Here is a 16,590-nt window from a genome sequence, read left to right as displayed (position 1 = left end):
ATCCTGACTCGAAGGAGCCTCATGAAACTCACTACCGCGCAACTCGACCGAGCCGCAGGCGTTCTCCTGGCCACCGCCGCCGGTGACGCGCTCGGCGTCCCGTACGAGTTCGAGTCCCGCGTTCTGCGGGACGACGAGTCCCCGCAGATGCTCGGCGGCGGCCTCGGCGACTTCGCACCCGGCGAATGGAGCGACGACACGTCGATGGCGATGGCGATCGCGGATGTCGCCGCCACCGGTGCGGACCTCACCACCGACGACGCGCTCGATGCCATCGCGAACAACTTCCTGCGCTGGTTCGACGGCGGCCCCGCCGACGTCGGCATCCAGACCCGGGCTGTGCTGAGCGCGACGAGGCGTCGGCTCAACCGCGGTGAAGTCGGCGCGGGCGCGATCATGCGTGAGGAAGCGGCCACCTACGCCGAGGAGCACACGCACTCGGCCGGCAACGGTGCGCTGATGCGCACCGCGCCCGTGGCGCTTGCCCACCTCGACGATCGGGACACGCTCGCGGATGCTGCTCGTCTGGTCGCCGGCCTGACGCACGCCGATCCGCTGGCCGGCGACTCCTGTGTCCTGTGGTGTGAGGCCATCCGGGTCGCGGTCTCCGACGGCCGAATCGACGTCCGTGCCGGGCTGGACCTACTACCCGGCGAGCGGGCCGACCAGTGGTCGGCCTGGCTCGATGCTGCCGAATCCGAGCCTCCGAAGTCGTTCTCGCCGAATGGCTTCACGGTCACCGTTCTGCAAGCGGCGGCCGCAGCGATCACGCAGACACCGGTCCCCAACTCGATGTCGTGCCGTCATCTGCAGGCCGCGCTCGACGCCGCGATCCGAATCGGCAACGACACCGACACCGTCGCCGCAATCGCCGGCGGTCTGCTCGGCGCCCGATGGGGTGCCAGTGCGGTCCCGTGGTTCTGGCGTCGTGCCGTGCACGGTTGGCCCGAGCGCGACGGGCGTCCCAGCGACTCGCACGACTTGGTTGCGCTGGCGACGTTGGCGGTCCGCGGTGGCGAACCCGATGACAAAGGCTGGCCGCTGGTTGACGACGTCGCATACTCCGAGCACGCATTCACCGAAGTGGTCCCCCACACGTTCGACGACGGCGTGCTGCTCGGCACGCACGCGACTGTCCGCCATCGTGCCGATGCGGTGGTGTCGATGTGCCGTGTCGGACGACGCCAGGCGTGTTTCGGTAAGGCGACGGAGTTCGTCGCGTCGCGGCTCATGGATTCAGACGATCCTGCGGATAACCAGAACCTCGATTTCGTGCTGGCGGACACGGCTGACGCTGTCCGTGCGTTGCGCGCCGAGGGCAAGACCGTGCTGCTGCACTGCGTGGCCGGACACCAGCGGACACCGAGCGTCGCCGTCGAGTACGGCGTGATGCTGGGGCACCCGATCGAGAAGGTGCGTGCCGCGGTACTCGAGGTCATGCCTGGTGCACGAGGCCGTGGGGTCGTTTGGGCGGCAGCCGGCGAACGCCGGCCACAAGGACGATGACGTAGGCACCATGGGTGTCTTACTTGTAGATGAGAAAGAGGGGGTTCTGCGATGTCCGGAGAAACACTGTCCGCGGCTGATCTTCGGATCTGGATCAGTGCGGCGCTCGAGCCGCTGGTCGGCCACGAAGCTGTCACTGACGATGACGGTGACTTCCCAATCCCGTTGGAGACGGGCGGGGTGTTCATCCGCGCAGTCGAAGAAGAGCGGTCGATCCATTTGTTCTCGACCCTGGTCGAGGACGTGATCAAGACCGATTACGCGGCGTTCCTTGTGCAGACGCTCAACCGGAACAACCTGCTGCTCAAGTTCTTTCTGGTCGGCGACACGATTCGATTGCGCGCAGTGCTGTACGCAGACCCGCCAGTCGAGTCGCACCTGGTTCGATGCCTAACCGAGTTTGAAGCCGTGATGGGCGACGGCGCCGCAATCGCGCACGACGTAGGCGGTCGCTTCGCCTGGGATCCTGACTCATCGAACTCGGGTGACGATGACGAGCTGCCGACACCCGTCCAGATCTTGATCCAGCTCGATAGTGAGGGCGACGAATTCTTGTCACCCGAGGACGTCGCACGGATCTGTCATCACGACGCCGAGGCAATCCTGGCGTACATCCGGACTGTCGAAGAGCAGATGATCAGCTGGCGAACCCGTGCAGACAACGCGTCTGCGGAGGGTGACTCCGAGGAGGCCGCAGCGTGTTCGCACGAAGCGCGCGCGTGGGAGAAGACCGCGCGCGATTTGCGCGGCGCCTTGCGACACGTGGCGCTCAGACCCTGATGTTCTCGGGCGCTTCCCATGGTGGTGCCGGCGCGACACTTGGGCCGGGCAGGACGCGCCGCCAGGCGACGGCCCTGGTAAGTCCAATTGTGCTGTCGCAGAAGCGCTAGTCTCGCCACATGGCATCGTCCGTATGGCAATTCTGGGAAGTGACAGACAACGACGGCGAGTTGCGGTGGCTCGGCGCCACGCGGCCCGGCGGCCGTACGGCAGTCAGTCGTGCGATCGTGTGGACGCTCATCCCCAGCACCCGAATATTCATCGCGAACTGGTTCGTCAGCGAAGCTTGGTCGACTGAGGGCAGCGGGCTGTCCTTCGAAGACATCAATTCGACGTACGCGCAGAGAATCGCGCCCGACGTGCCGCAGCCCACGAAAGAGGACCTGGAGCGGATCACGCACCCGGAACGGCTGCTCACGCTGTCCGATCTCACGAGCTACCCCGTGCTCAAGGTGTTGGGCAAGCGAGTCGACACCAAGCTGCAGGAGCGACGGTGAGCGTGCAACACGTCTGTGAGGGCGCCCTGAGCCGGAGCGAGATAATGAGCGGCCCCGGCCCCGGCCCCGGGCCCGGGCCGGATAGAGCAAGTTTGTGCGGCGGCGCCGGTGGCCCTACCTGGGCGACGGCAGTAGTTTGGCCGGTCGCACGTGCGGCAGTGTGCTTTGCGTGAGACACGATCGCCACTGCTCCCCGGCGCGGCGAGTACTCGGGTCGACGCAGATTTACGGAGTCGAGGCCGCGATCTGACGCTCGACGCCGATAGCACCAGATTCGCAGCTTACGTCGGAGTCAAGTGGCCGATCCGATAGGAAATGCCAACCCATGGGAACCTCTGATAACCGAGCGCCGGTATGGCCCGTCCCGCCTGCCTAAAGCCGCAAACCACAGGTGAAGGCGACACTCTGCTTGAACGGCTGGCACACCGTCCACACTCGTCGTGCGGCCGGCTACGATCAGCACCATGGCACCGGGACCGGACGCGGGTAGCGCACAGCCCTACATCATCGACCTCTTTGCTGGTCCTGGCGGACTCGACGTAGGCGCTGCATGGCTCGGGGTCCCGGTTCTGGGCATCGAGCTGGACGACAACGCGTGTGCGACCCGCTCAGCCGCAGAGTTGGCCACGGTTCAGGGAGACGTACGAACATACGGTCCGGCGAAGTTCCATGACGCCAACGTTCTGGCTGGAGGGCCACCGTGCCAGACATTCACCGTGGCGGGGTCCGGTACCGGACGGAAGGCACTCGATGAGGTCATCGCCATCGTGGAGAAATTGGCTGATGGCGACGATGTCGAAGAGAGCCTGTCAATCTTCGACGATGAACGCACCGCCCTTGTTCTGGAACCCATACGGTGGGCGCTCGCAGCGCTGAATGCCGACGCGCCGTTTGAGGCGATCGTGTTGGAGCAGGTGCCGCAGGTGCTTCCTGTGTGGGCTGCCTTTCGTAAGGTGCTCGAACGGTATGGCTATGGAGTCGACCACGGCATTCTTCGTACCGAAGAGTTCGGGGTTCCCCAGACTCGCCGCCGTGCCGTGTTGGTCGCTCGACTGGATGACGAGGAAGTCGCTCTGCCGGCACCGACCCACCACGCCTTCCGCAGAGGTGCGTCACGTCAGGGCTCACCCGATCTCAAGCCTTGGGTGTCGATGGCTGAGGCGCTAGAGCGCGACCCTACATTCACCGTGATCTCGAACTACGGAAGCGGAGGCAATCCGCGCAACCGCGGGCGACGGCACGCCTCCGAGCCATCGGCAACGATTACTGGAAAGGTGATGAGGAATCGGCTGGAGGTTCCCGGACGTCCCGACAATCGGTTCACCCATCGCGAAGCCGGCCGCCTGCAGACGTTCCCCCCCGACTACCCCTGGTCCGGACTCGACGTCGCGCAGCAGATCGGGAACGCGATACCGCCCCGCCTGGCTGTTCACGTGCTTGCTGCGGCGCTGAACTGGTCGGTTGATGACGAAGAGCTGGATACTGCTGTCCGTACACCGTGGAAGATCTCCAAGACAGGGGCCCTGCAAGTAGAGCGGCGGACCGCTGGTCGCGAGCTCGTTACTCTGCTCGACTGAATTCGTTCCGAACGGCAGGCGACTATCGCCCCCATCTGGCACGATGCCGAAACGCGCGTGACGCCCGCTCACCCGCCGACCGACCTCAGCACGTGTTGTCGGTGGGATCGAGTAATCGTTTAGGGCTCACCAGAATTCGGTCTGAGCCCACATCACTGCATGTGGAACAACGAATGAGAAGCGAGTGGTGATGATGGGCGTCAACGGCAACGCGAGTGTCCTCGAGACAGTCGAGGCACTTACTCAGCTTGCGCTGCGAACGTACGAGGTCAATCCCGGCCTGATCGAAGAGCACGCAAATGGCGAGCGACGGATCCATCAGGGCGGCTACGGAGACCGCCAGCTGTTCGAGCTGGTTCAGAATGCAGCAGACGAGCTCCGCGACCTCGAGTTCCGCGGTGGCCGTATCGAAGCGGTCCTGACCAAGTCGCATCTCTACTGCGCCAATGAGGGCTCGCCCATCACCGCTGCCGGTACCGAGACGATCCTTCGCATGGGCGTCTCGAGGAAGCGCGGAGGACAGATCGGCCGGTTTGGCGTCGGAGTCAAGTCGGTTCTATCCGTGACCAAGACGCCACAGTTCTTCAGCTCGACCGGCGCTTTCGGTTTTGACGCAGACTGGTCGGCTGACGAGATCCGGACCGCGGTGAACAAATCGATGGTCGAGCAGGGACGTCAAGAGATGGACTTGGCAGACACTCCGGTCCTGCGACTCGCCAGACCGTTGAACGTCCGAGATGAGCGCGTAGCCGACGAAGTTCTGGATTCTCTGCTGGCATGGGCGACAACCGTGGTGCGACTTCCATTGCTACCCGGAGCCGCCCAAGAACTCGCCAAGAGCATGCACAAGGTCAAGAACGGCGGCGTGAGCCCAGTTGAGGAGTTCCCCACGCTCTTTCAACTGTTCTCGCCGCACGCCGGCACCGTCGTCCTGGATGATCGGCACGCCAAGCCGCCCGTCCGTCGCGAACTCAAGGTCGGGCACACCGGCCCGGTGACGATCATCCACCAGACGCGAACCGGGTCGAGGCCCACGGATGACGGTTTCCGGGTTTTCACGATGCAGCACAGCGTCACCGACGCGGTTCGCTCTACATCAGGTGAACTACACGATCGCGCTCTCCTCGACGTCTCCTGGGCGGTCCCTGACTATCGCGTCGAGAAGCCGGCTGATACCCGGCTCTGGACTGTGCCCGCCGAACGTGGCGTGTTCTGGTCCTACTTCCCCACGAAGTACCCGATGACCCTCAGTGGAGCGCTGAATGCGGCGTGGAAGACCAACGAAGACCGCCAGAACCTGCTGGATAGCGCGGAGCTGAACCGAGAGCTACTGAATGTGGCCGCTCGACTGGTGATCGAATCGTTGCCCGATCTGGTCGTCGATGAGGACCCGGCGGCATTCCTGGCGCTTCTACCCGGCCGAACCAGAGAATCGCCGAACTGGGCATGCAAGTACCTGACCGGCAAGGTGTGGGAACTGGCGTCCAAGAACCCATCGCTACCCGATCAGGACGGCAAACTGCGAGAACCACAATCTCTGCATATTCGGCCTGAGAAGATCTCGCACGGCACTCTCAGCCTCTGGTCTGAGTACGAAGGCGGACCGTCGAATTGGGTTCATCCGTCGGTCGACGCTATGGCGATCCGTCGCGGCAAGATGGCCCACATCCTCGAGGCCACGCCTGGTTGTCAGCCCGAATCGATCGATTCGTGGCTGGAGGCACTGGTCGAGGACCAAACTGCAGAAGCATCGAAGGCCGCTTTGCGCGTCCTATACCGACTACTCACGCACGATTTCTCTGGCGACGCAGAACTGATCGAAAGTGCCAAGTCGGCGCGCATCGTGTTGACTTCACGCAACGAGTTCGTTGCCCCGACATCCGGCCAGGTGTACCGCAAGACCTCTGACGATGTGCTGGAAGACGATCTCGAGTACATCGCCGACGCCATCGCAGATGACCCGTCGATGGGGGCAATCCTGGATCTGCTCGGAATCCGGGAGGCGGACACTGACGGCCGCTTCCGCAGCGTCCTCGATCAAGGATTTGATGGGTACACCGACGCCCATTGGACCCGGTTCTGGGAACTGGTGCGCGTCGCCGGTGGCGCAGGCCAGAGCAGAACGATTCTCGGCAAATACCCTACCGCCCGATCCGTCCTCAGGGTGAAGAGTCTCGCCGGCCGATTTGTTCGACTATGTGAGTGTCTGCTCCCCGGACCCGTTGTCCCAGATGACGGTTCTCGCGACGCGGATGTGACCGTGGACGTCGGGTTCCACGCCGACGACGTCTCGTTGCTGCGGGCCCTCGGCATGAAGGACCGACCAGAGATCGGCAACTACGACCCGACCAGTGAGCCGTGGTTTTCTGACTACCGCCAAGCACAGTACGAGAGATACTGCGAGAACCTCCCCGGCACCAGCCATAGAGTGCAGCCGCAGACCCTACGGATCGAGGGCGGTGCCATGGCAGGCCCCCTTCAGATATTCACGAGATTGTCCGAAGAGGGCAAGGCGCGGTTCATCGCGGCAACCCCGCCTGATGGCCTCGTCACCAACTGGACGCGTCAGGTCGGCCGCAACGCTAGCACTCGTGCGCAGATCCCCTCCCCGATCCGGTGGCTCTATGTCCGTCATGGCTTTGTCGACACAAGCCTTGGACTGCGTAGGACCGGCAAGGCAGTGGGGCCCGAACTGAAGGCTTTCGAGGAGTTCCTACCTGTCGCCAGGCTGACACCCACACTGTCCAATCGACTCAAACTACGGTCGAAGGCTGAGGAGGTTCCCTCTCAGCAGTGGGCTGCTCTCCTGGAGCGGGTCAAAGAGAGCACCGATGACGACTTCATCGGACGTTCCTATGCGCTGCTGCTCCGCGTGGCAGACGACCTGCTCAGCGAGGAGCCGGGCGTGCGTTGCCGAGTCGGATCCAACTGGGAGATCCGCACTGATCAGGAAGTCGCGGTTGCACTGAATCGGAACGAGTTCGATGAGCTCGTTCGCCAGCAGCAACCGGTGGTGCTTGTGGACCGGAAGCAAGACGAAGCCGAAGCCGAGTTCATGCTCGATGTGTGGGAGATGCTCCGCTACGAAGACGTCATCGAGAAAGAAGTCAGGTCTGTGCTCGCACGTCCTGCCGTCGCCCTCGGCGATGCACTGCCGGCCTTCAAGACCAATCCCGGCGAACGCGCCATCCGCGCATTCCGTCTGCAGGAGTGCGAAGAACTCGAAGAGGTCACTCGCACGCCGTCGGGGACCACGCGGCAGCCGCTGAAGTCTGCCCGGGATGGGGACACCGTCCTGGTTCATGTCGGGCTCGCACTCCCTGAACAGATGGCCGTGGTTGATGCCGAACTGGGCTTCGGACTGGGGCGCCATCGCTGCGAGAAGCTACTCGTTCACTACGCAGATCTTGTCAAGTCCCAGGAGTTCCGCGCTCGACTTGCGGCAATTCGCGACGAAGAGTCGATCGCGGGCAAGCTGGCGCTCCTGCTGAGCGCCAAGCAGCTACAGGCCGGGCTTCCCGGCGGACTGATCGCCCGCGAGATCAGCCAGTCAGGTCTAAATATCACGCACGCCCGCTTGGCGGAACTGGCCTACAACGCCTTCGATGACGGAGTTCTGCGTCAGTACTCGGCAGACGTCGGTGCCGAATACCAGAACGCCCCCGGCCGTTTTGATGGTGGTGCGAAGGCTCTCGAGTTCGTCACAGGCCTCGGCTTCCCCGATTCGTTTGCGGGAGCACGGATTCCTTCCCCGCCACAGCGGGAGGAGGCACGAGGCCCCGTCGATTTCCCGGCGCTGCACGAGTATCAAGACGTGATTGCTCGTCGCTTCGTCGACTTCCTGTCGGCTCCCAAACCCCAGCGCGCCATGCTCAGTCTCCCGACCGGCGCAGGAAAGACCCGTGTGGCAGCCGAAGCCGTCATCCGGTGGATCCGACAATTCGGCGTCCCGTCGGGCCCCGTGCTTTGGATCGCCCAAACAGGCGAACTCTGTGAACAAGCTGTTCAGTCGTGGCGCTTCGTATGGGAGCACGTCGGCCCGGGACAGAACCTGGTGCTGGATCGGTTGTGGAACACCAACTCGGCGACACCGGTGACCGGTCGACCACATCTGGTTGTGGCTACTGACGCAAAACTCGCGTCATGCTTGGGCACAGGCGAGTACGAGTGGCTTCGACGAGCTTCATTGGTGATCGTCGATGAAGCGCACGTGGCGATTTCCAAGGAATACACCGGCATCCTCGAACAGCTGGGACTGACGAGGAGCAAGACCGAGCGAAATCTCATCGGTCTCACCGCTACACCATTCCGCAACGATGAGAACCTGACCCAACGGTTGGCCGGACGATTTGGACACCAGCGGCTCGACGAGGAAATTCTAGGAGACAATCCTGTCGCCCGGCTTCAAGAGTTGGGTATTCTCTCGCGAGTTCAACACCGAGAGCTACCTGGCGCCGAGCTGACTCTCAGCAAGTCCGAGTTGAATGACCTGGCTCGGATGAACATCGACGGCGTACTCCCACGAAGCGCCGAACGACGGTTGGCCGCCGACGAAGCACGAAACTCGAAGCTGCTCGACGAGATCTCCGAGATGCCGCAGGACTGGCCGGTGCTCGTTTTTGCCACCTCTGTCGACCACGCCAAGGTCCTGTCGGCCGGCCTCAACGACAGGGGTATCAGGTCCTTCGCCATCGACGGCACGACGCCAATTGCCGACCGGCGCAGGAGCATCGACGAGTTTCGCAAAGGAACGATTCGGGTCATCACCAACTTCGGCGTGCTCTCGCAGGGATTCGACGCCCCCGCAACGCGTGCCGTCGTGATCGCCCGACCCGTGTACAGCCGCAACATGTATCAGCAGATGGTGGGTCGAGGTCTGCGCGGTGCGAAGAACGGCGGCAAAGAGGAAGTTCTGATCCTCGATGTCGCGGACAACGTCACGAACTTCGATCGAAAGCTCATCTTCAACGACTTCGAGCATCTCTGGTCGAGCGACGTTTCTTGAGCAGAGTGTGTCCGCCGGCGATCAAGTGCCGGCGGACACACTCATGCGAAGCTCGTCATCGACATAGCCTGCCAAGGTCTCTTGGGTGTTCTCATCTACTATCCAGTTGTCAAACCCCACGCCGAACATGGTGCGCCCGGACAGTGCCGACATCACTGTTCCGGCGGCGATAGCGGGATTTCGGAATTCCCTACCGGCCAATTTTGCTGCTCCTGGAGCCGCGGCGATCCGGAGACGCGAAGTTCGCGGATCGAAGAATCCGACGACCCTTGCGTTCTCGTGAACCAGGATCACTCGGACTTCGCCCTCGGGTGAGTACTGGATATCGGAGGGTCGCGTTATCGGTTCGGGCTCCCTCTGGAACTCGATGTCCAATCGTTCTGCACCAGGCTTCCCCTGCGAGGTCCTGGGGGAAGGTTTCTGCTTCGGCCACAGCAGATCCCACCGATCCAACCCGTCCTGAACCACCCACTTCTCGATGTTCACATGGCCGGACCGGTTGTCTCGTGGATGAGACTTCACCCACGCGTCGATCACGGCTCGCACGCGCTTGACGTAGGGAGTCACCGGAGCGATGTAGAACGCGGGGGGTGTGGCTCCCCGGTCGGTGAAGACAATTGCATCGACACCGTCGCCTGTTGTGAGCTTTGCGTCTGCTTGGCTGACCCGCCAGCTGCCCGCGATTCCGCTGTGCACCCGAACGGTTCGTTGCACCCCGTCGGGCCCGACAACATGTAGGACGCCAGAAGGGCGGCCGGTCGGTAGCTGCGCTGTGGCTCCGTGTGCCTCGAGCTCGTGGATGACGGACTGGATCGCCGGCCCTGCCCGTCCCGTCTCAGTGGCCCGCGGGATCGCCTCGGTGTCGACTCCCAGTGATTCGCCGTGCGCATCGTCGGAGCCGTCACGGCCTGCGGGCTCCGGGACCGCGGAGGATCGATCCACCTCTGGCCCGGTCACTTCGCCGCCGAGGTTTTCCCACACATCTTGCAGTCGTTGATGGGGGATGAATCTGAACTCTCTGGCGACGGCCTCGACTGTGGCTGCGATGTCCGAGACTGCGACGGGCTGCGTTTCGCGTGCTTCCAAGAGATTCGCAAGGTGACCGAGCGCCGCTATCCGTTTGTCTGCTTCTGTGAACCGACGCCCACCCATGCCGAGAAGACACCGACCGATCCTCATCCAGTTGATGGCGTCTACGCCATTCATGAGTGTTTGTTCTACCTCGAGGTCAGGCAGAACCTCTCGCAGTTCATCCCACGTGAGCAGTCCGTGGTACTCATCCACTATGTCGAGGATCGCGTCCTCCGGGTCCCACTCGTCGGATACGACCACGTCCGTGTCGACCTGGGCAGGCTCCTCACGTGGTTCCTGCGTCGGCGAGTCGACGGCCAGCCAAGAAGTCAGATGCCGGACAGCGTCACCCGCTCCCACATCGAGATGCTTGGCGGCGATGGCCATCAAGTCCGTGGCGTGGCCCTCCAGGCCCCCGAGGTCGGGATCTTCGACTGTGGCGTTGACGTAGACGAGAACGAATGCCGTGCGGCCGACCCAGTCTGTCGGGTGGATGACACGTCCCATTCGCTGGAGCATTTGGGCTCGAGAGCGCGCGGACGCCAGCACCACGCCGACTTGTGCCGTCGGTACTGATACACCTTCGTCCATCAACCGATTCGTCGCCAGCAGAGAAACCGCACCGCTCGTGAACCGCCCCAAGACTGACGAAACGTCGTGATTCGAGGCGATCGGTGCGGCTGAGACACCCGATGGCAGAACGGCGTCTACGACTCCGAGGGAGGCGGTGTCGGATGGAGTGAAAACGATCGTCCGCGTCGCATCGCCGAGGCCGCGCACCAGGCTCCCGACAGCACTGACCTTGGAAGCGCACTCGTCGAGTACGCGACGACGGGCGGCAAGCGCGTCGAGATACTCTCTGGCGAGAAAGCTGATCTCGCCCACCAACGCGCCGGAATCGATCTGACGTGCGGTGTCATACAATCCGGCGCTCAGGTCGACGCCGGTGTCGCGGAGCTTCCGTTCGGCGGCTGAGAGGCGCTGGGAGCACGCTTCGTAGGCTTCGCGCTCGTGCTGCAGGAAGCTGACCCCGACCGTGAGAATCAACGGCCGGGCGAGAATGCCCTCTTCGACTGCGCGCTGATAGTCGCAACCCTTGATGAGGTCCCCGAGGTACGGACGGACTATCCGCTCCGTATGAGAATTGGACCACTCGTATGCCGCGGTCAGCCCGAGTCGCTCGGTGATCTCGGTTCGGGGGAAAACCACGTCGGTGTAGTCCGCCACGGGTATGCGTTGCAGCTCGTCGACGATCAGTAGTCCCGCTCCGCGAAATGCCGTCAACCGGCGCTTGCCGAGTCCTGTCGGGGTGCAGACGATGAGCTGCTCCGGCACGGCCAACGCCTTGGAGCCGTCGGGCGTGCCGACCTTGATCCCCGGCAATGACTTCTCGAGTATGCGGCGCCAGTGATCAACGAGTTCGCGATCTGGGACGAGGATGAGCGTCGGGACGCCGCGGCGACGCGCATCCGCAATGGCTGCGATACCCACATCCGTCTTGCCTGCACCGGTGACTGCCTCGACCACGCCAACTCGGCCCGAACCGATCCACTTCTGGAGTGCCTCGATCTGCCAGGGACGCAGGGGTCGGCTCATACCGAGTCGTTCTGCCAGCTGCTCGGCCGAAACCAGGGCCCATGCCTCGGCGCCGTCGATCGGAGGCGCGAAGACTGCGTCGTGGCCCAGCAGCGCTCCTTGAACCTCGGTGACCGACACCGAGAGGCGGTCGGCGAGCTCGACCGAAGTCAATGGTCCGATGCGAGACATCTCGCCACGGATCGAATCGCAGAGTGTCTGCATGGTCACTTGCCCCCTTACTGCCGTGGTCCGCTAGTTTGACTCTCAACCAATAGATCTACCAACACCTACGGAGTCATCCACATGAAGGCCGAGGCGAAGCTGGTCCGCGAACTCTTCGAGGGCGAGCAGTGCTTGGTTGTCCCTGTGTTCCAGCGTCCGTACGTCTGGACGAGGACCAAGAACTGGGAACCCCTGTGGGCCGATGTCGTCGCGATGGCTGACACGCTATCTCGGAATCCGTCGGCCGAACCCCACTTCCTCGGTGCAGTGGTGCTCGATTCCACCGAGAAGGACTCGGCCGATATCAGCGTTATGCAGGTGATCGATGGACAGCAGCGGATCACCACGCTTCAGATCGCTTTGTGCGCAGTTCGGGATGCCTTCGAGACCGCGGGTATCCCCCGAAAGTTCGCCAGCGCCATCAACAAGCTGACGGTGAATGAAGATCAGCTCTCGAGCGAGAAGTTCGCGCCCTACAAGGTGTGGCCTACCCTGCGTGACCGGGAGGCGTTCACCGCGATCGTGGACCACAAGGACACGGGCGACGGCGACGACTCTCGACTCCGTGACGCGTACGAGTATTTCTTCGACGAAACGCTCGCTTGGCTGGGCGAGGCGGATTCGGATCACGCCAGAATCAAATCGCTGGTCGACGCCCTCCGGACAGGTCTTCAACTAGTTTCTATCGAGTTGACCGGCAACGACAATGCGCAGGTCATCTTCGAGAGCCTGAACGACCGCGGAACTCCCCTCTTGCCGAGCGATTTGGTCAAGAATTCCCTGTTCCAGCTGCTGGAGCGCGCCGGCGTCGATGTCGAGCAGGCATTCGATGACCACTGGCGCCGCCTCGAAACCACCTTCTGGCAGGAGGACGTTCGTCAGGGCCGCATCATCCGGTCGCGCCTGGACGCATTCTTTGGCCACTACCTGACGATGAGGACTGGCGAAGAAGTCACCACCACGGGGCTCTTCAACCGGTTCAAACGTCTGACGTCGACGATGGGTCGCGACGAACTCATCGAAGTGCTTGCGGATATCGCCGAGTGCAGCGAGACCTACAGGACCATCGTCGACCGCTCCGGGACCGACGTTCACGATCGGCTCCTCGAAACCGCCGATGCCCTGGACACGACCGTTCTCGCTCCCGTCGTCCTCTACCTCGACCGCAACGCGCACGTCGACGACCGGGTCCAAGCATTCGGATATATCGAGTCCTGGTTGGTTCGTCGCGCGGTACTCCGGTCGACAAGCAAGAACTACAATCGGATGCTTCTCGACCTCCTAAGGGTTTTACACAACACACAAGGTGCGTACGGTGAGGCCGTTCGGGATTTCTTCCAAGCGAACACTTCGGAGTCGGGCCGCTGGCCAACAGATGCCGAGATCCGCGAAGCGCTTGTGTCCGCACCGATCTTCAAGAATCTGACCCGCACCCGGGTTCAACTTGTGCTCCGTGGGTGCGAGCGAGGGTTGGCCGCCGGACACAGGGACATCACCAGGTCGGACGTGGTGTCCGCCTTACTCGCGACGGCAGATGACGACGTGGACGACATTCATCGACCGTCGCTCGGCAATCTGACGCTTGTTCCTTCGGCGATCTCGCGCGAACTGGGCAGAGCCCACAACTGGGAATCTCGTCGCCGCATTCTCGAGTCGACCGACCTCCAACTGAATCAGTCACTCCCCGAGACCCTCTCGGACGTTCCCATCAGCGTGCGGGGGTCCGAGCTGGCGACAGGCTTCATCCGCACCTGGCCCCACCCAGATTCGGTTGTTCCTTCCGGTGACGCGCCCGAGACCTACCGACAGGACTCTGCCCAGGGCGACTCGGACTGGATGAGCGATGTCTGGTCCGAGATCGAGGGTTTCTTCGCCGACCTCCCCGTGGGTTCCGTCTCGCGATTGGAGGATCGAATTGAGGTCGTCGACACCGATGGCAGGTCATCGCTCGAAACACTGACCCAGTCACCGTCAGACGGTTTCGCCTTCCGCGAGATCGCCGGCACCCTTTACATCGAGAAAGTGCGCTCCGCGATGTCGACCGCGATGGAGGAAGCCGACGACGACACTGTCAGCGAAACGCCGACGTCCGCGCAGTCCCAGGGCATCGATCATCAGCAGACAGCGCGGACCCGCACGGTCCACAGCGAGTCCATCAGCGAACTGATGCGTGCGGGCCTCATCACTGAAGGTGACCACGTCTACCACGAGCAGCCCCGCAAAGGAACGTCTTTCACCGCGAAGATCACGAGGGCAGGGCAGTTCCTCACCGGCGGAAGACATTACGCCAGTCCCTCTTCCGCCTTGTCCGACCTGACAGGTTCAAGCAGAAACGGCTGGCGAGACTGGCGGTTGGAACGTACCGGGGAGACGCTGGAACAGATTCGTGAGCGGTTCCGTCGGGAGCGTGAATCCGCGGAGTAGCGGTCAGCGCTCGGGAGTCACGAGTCCGAGCACTCTCGGAACCAACCAGAAGCCCGACGGACCGAGGCCGGCCGCGTCCGTCAAATGCGGATCGCAAGCGGCAGACTCCACCGATACCAAGCGGAGTCCTTCGATCGTGACGCCGTCCCAGCCGTCCTCGAAGCGGTACCCGAACTCGTAGTCAAGGGCAGCCCCGAATCTGTCGCTGGTCCAGCCCAATTCGGCGCTGTTTGCGGTGCTTAACACAAAAATGGGCATGCCGTCGCGTGACAGAGAGTCATAGACCCCGGTGATGAGCTCGCCGGGTCGAACCCTGGTCAGCTCGCGTTGCATCTCTCTCTGCCGTTCTACGTCATTGGGAGCCGGTGAAGTATCACGTACATCGCGAGGTCCGAACTCGATCGCGAACGTATATTTGTTGCCTTGCTTACTCTTCTTGCGTTCGCGCTGACGGTTGTCCCGCGACTCGAACCATGTCCACTGGCCGGGGACGTCGATCACCGCGACCTCGTCGCGCGCACGGCTCAAAGCGACGTAACGCTGACGTATCACCGACCACTCGGTCATGTCAGCGGCAGGGCCGTTGGGATGTGCGAAGTACACCCTGTCGAACTCCAACCCTTTGGCACGGTGAACCGTCGACACGATGATCCGTGCGTGATCGGGTTCGGTCAGCGTCAGGGGTAGTGAACCGGACGATACCAACGTACGAAGCCGAGGAAGGTTGAGCTGTTGCATGGTTCGGTTCCGTCCCTCCGCGGCCTTGAGCAGGTACCACGCTTCGTCCTGCAGATCAGGGTCCAGGTGTGCCTCGATCGCAGCCTCGACATCGGAGCGAGCGACCTCTGGACCTGCCATCCCCTCGAGTACCCTCGCAATCCACGGAGCCGCGCCGAAATCCTGTGCAGGCCTGCGAACCACGTGGTCGACGCCTTGATTGGTCAGGAAGCGGGATACGCGGAGCACCTCGCCGTTGGTGGCACACAGGACCGCCGTCCGCCCGGTGTCAGGGTCATTCAAGAACCCCCAGTCCTTCACCTCACCCGAGTGAGGAAGGGTGTACTCGAACTTCGTCACCGATTCAGCCGCATCGTCCCGACCCTTGTCACGGACGGCGTGGCCGAGGTCGACGACTGCACGTGGAAAGTCCCCTCGCGCACGATAACTCTTCTCCAACTCGACGACGCTCGCCCCGAACTTCCCGGTCAGTTCGGCCATGAACTCGGACGACGTCCGTTTGCTGTGGGAATCCTCGAGCGTGAAGTCGTAGATTCCCTGCAGCGGATCACCCAGGCAAGTGAAGCCGACCGACTCCTCGAGACGCGTCAGCAGTGCGAGCACCATCTCGGCGCGGTCCCCCACGAGGTCCTGAACCTCGTCGAGGATCACGTGTTCGACGTCGTCCAGTTCATCGAGTTCGTCGGTGTCAGACTCGAGCTGTTTCGTCGCCTGGCGCACGCGATGGTCAAAAGAGCCGACAGGTTCGACGCCGGTCTGTGAGATCAGGTACGCCGCGAGCGAATCGAAGGTGCGGACGTTGGTTGTCGCGATGTCACGGCCGGCGAGCCGTGTTCGAACAGCCTGGACGGCAGCTCTTGAGAAGCTGAGCACCATGATCCCGGTGGAAGCCGACAGATCCTCTTCGTCGACGAGATGGGCTATGCGGGAGGCCACGACCTCGGTCTTACCTTGTCCTGCACCTGCGATCACGAGCAGGCGCGAATCGGCCGGTGCCTCGGCAACTGCTCGTTGGGACTCATCGAGTTCGAAATCCATGCCTACCTGTCCCTATCTTATATGGTTACGCCGGCATCGACGAGGAGCGTCCAACGTAACGATGCCCATCGGTAGACGCGTTCATGAATCCGCAACATACAGGACACAGCGGTTGCGCTTGAGCTCGAGTTCGACGCCGGGGGCACGCGGTTGC

Annotated in this window: 8 protein-coding genes; 6 read left to right on the top strand and 2 right to left on the bottom strand. The window is 62.7% G+C overall.

The genetic code is table 11. The features are described from left to right. The first annotated feature begins 21 nt into the window (after positions 1–21). The 5 genes from MHN80_RS01095 to MHN80_RS01075 all read left to right on the top strand — a co-directional run bounded on the left by MHN80_RS01095 (position 22) and on the right by MHN80_RS01075 (position 9,365). The gene (locus MHN80_RS01095) at positions 22–1,506 is read left to right on the top strand and encodes an ADP-ribosylglycohydrolase family protein (RefSeq protein ID WP_239398845.1); all 1,485 of its coding nucleotides are present in this window, start codon (positions 22–24) and stop codon (positions 1,504–1,506) included. Between the two features lie 51 nt (positions 1,507–1,557). Then, the gene (locus MHN80_RS01090; protein ID WP_239398843.1) at positions 1,558–2,286 is read left to right on the top strand and encodes a hypothetical protein; all 729 of its coding nucleotides are present in this window, start codon (positions 1,558–1,560) and stop codon (positions 2,284–2,286) included. A 119-nt stretch (positions 2,287–2,405) separates the two neighbouring features. Further along, a complete protein-coding gene (locus MHN80_RS01085) occupies positions 2,406–2,783 on the top strand; it encodes a hypothetical protein (RefSeq protein ID WP_239398841.1) in 378 nt (125 codons plus the stop codon). 464 nt (positions 2,784–3,247) lie between these two features. After that, on the top strand, positions 3,248–4,360 hold the full coding sequence (locus MHN80_RS01080; protein WP_239398840.1) for a DNA cytosine methyltransferase: 1,113 nt from the start codon (positions 3,248–3,250) through the stop codon (positions 4,358–4,360). A gap of 190 nt (positions 4,361–4,550) precedes the next feature. Then, on the top strand, positions 4,551–9,365 hold the full coding sequence (locus tag MHN80_RS01075) for a DEAD/DEAH box helicase (protein WP_239399270.1): 4,815 nt from the start codon (positions 4,551–4,553) through the stop codon (positions 9,363–9,365). A gap of 21 nt (positions 9,366–9,386) precedes the next feature. Here the strand turns inward: MHN80_RS01075 and MHN80_RS01070 are convergent, their stop codons facing one another. After that, positions 9,387–12,236 (bottom strand): DEAD/DEAH box helicase, encoded by a 2,850-nt coding sequence (locus tag MHN80_RS01070; RefSeq protein ID WP_239399268.1) that lies wholly within the window; start codon positions 12,234–12,236, stop codon positions 9,387–9,389. An 81-nt stretch (positions 12,237–12,317) separates the two neighbouring features. On the opposite strand from MHN80_RS01070, the gene MHN80_RS01065 reads away from it, so the two are divergent. Continuing rightward, complete coding sequence (locus MHN80_RS01065) at positions 12,318–14,660, top strand: DUF262 domain-containing protein (RefSeq protein WP_239398838.1); 2,343 nt, start codon at positions 12,318–12,320, stop codon at positions 14,658–14,660. 3 nt (positions 14,661–14,663) lie between these two features. Here MHN80_RS01065 and MHN80_RS01060 read toward each other — a convergent pair whose 3' ends face one another. Next, positions 14,664–16,436 (bottom strand): ATP-dependent helicase, encoded by a 1,773-nt coding sequence (locus tag MHN80_RS01060; RefSeq protein ID WP_239398836.1) that lies wholly within the window; start codon positions 16,434–16,436, stop codon positions 14,664–14,666. Positions 16,437–16,590 lie beyond the last annotated feature (154 nt).

Origin of the sequence: Gordonia sp. McavH-238-E (genome assembly GCF_022348225.1) — a bacterium.
GTDB classification, from domain to species: domain Bacteria; phylum Actinomycetota; class Actinomycetes; order Mycobacteriales; family Mycobacteriaceae; genus Gordonia; species Gordonia terrae.
The sequence above is the reverse complement of the archived record's forward strand: the minus strand, read 5'-3'. Positions and strand labels throughout refer to the sequence as shown.

Bases quoted from the DNA above. Each gene is read 5' to 3' on its own strand.
- MHN80_RS01095 (WP_239398845.1), top strand. From the start codon at position 22: ATGAAACTCACTACCGCGCAACTCGACCGAGCCGCAGGCGTTCTCCTG.
- MHN80_RS01090 (WP_239398843.1), top strand. From the start codon at position 1,558: ATGTCCGGAGAAACACTGTCCGCGGCTGATCTTCGGATCTGGATCAGT.
- MHN80_RS01085 (WP_239398841.1), top strand. From the start codon at position 2,406: ATGGCATCGTCCGTATGGCAATTCTGGGAAGTGACAGACAACGACGGC.
- MHN80_RS01080 (WP_239398840.1), top strand. From the start codon at position 3,248: ATGGCACCGGGACCGGACGCGGGTAGCGCACAGCCCTACATCATCGAC.
- MHN80_RS01075 (WP_239399270.1), top strand. From the start codon at position 4,551: ATGATGGGCGTCAACGGCAACGCGAGTGTCCTCGAGACAGTCGAGGCA.
- MHN80_RS01070 (WP_239399268.1), bottom strand. From the start codon at position 12,236: ATGCAGACACTCTGCGATTCGATCCGTGGCGAGATGTCTCGCATCGGA.
- MHN80_RS01065 (WP_239398838.1), top strand. From the start codon at position 12,318: ATGAAGGCCGAGGCGAAGCTGGTCCGCGAACTCTTCGAGGGCGAGCAG.
- MHN80_RS01060 (WP_239398836.1), bottom strand. From the start codon at position 16,436: ATGGATTTCGAACTCGATGAGTCCCAACGAGCAGTTGCCGAGGCACCG.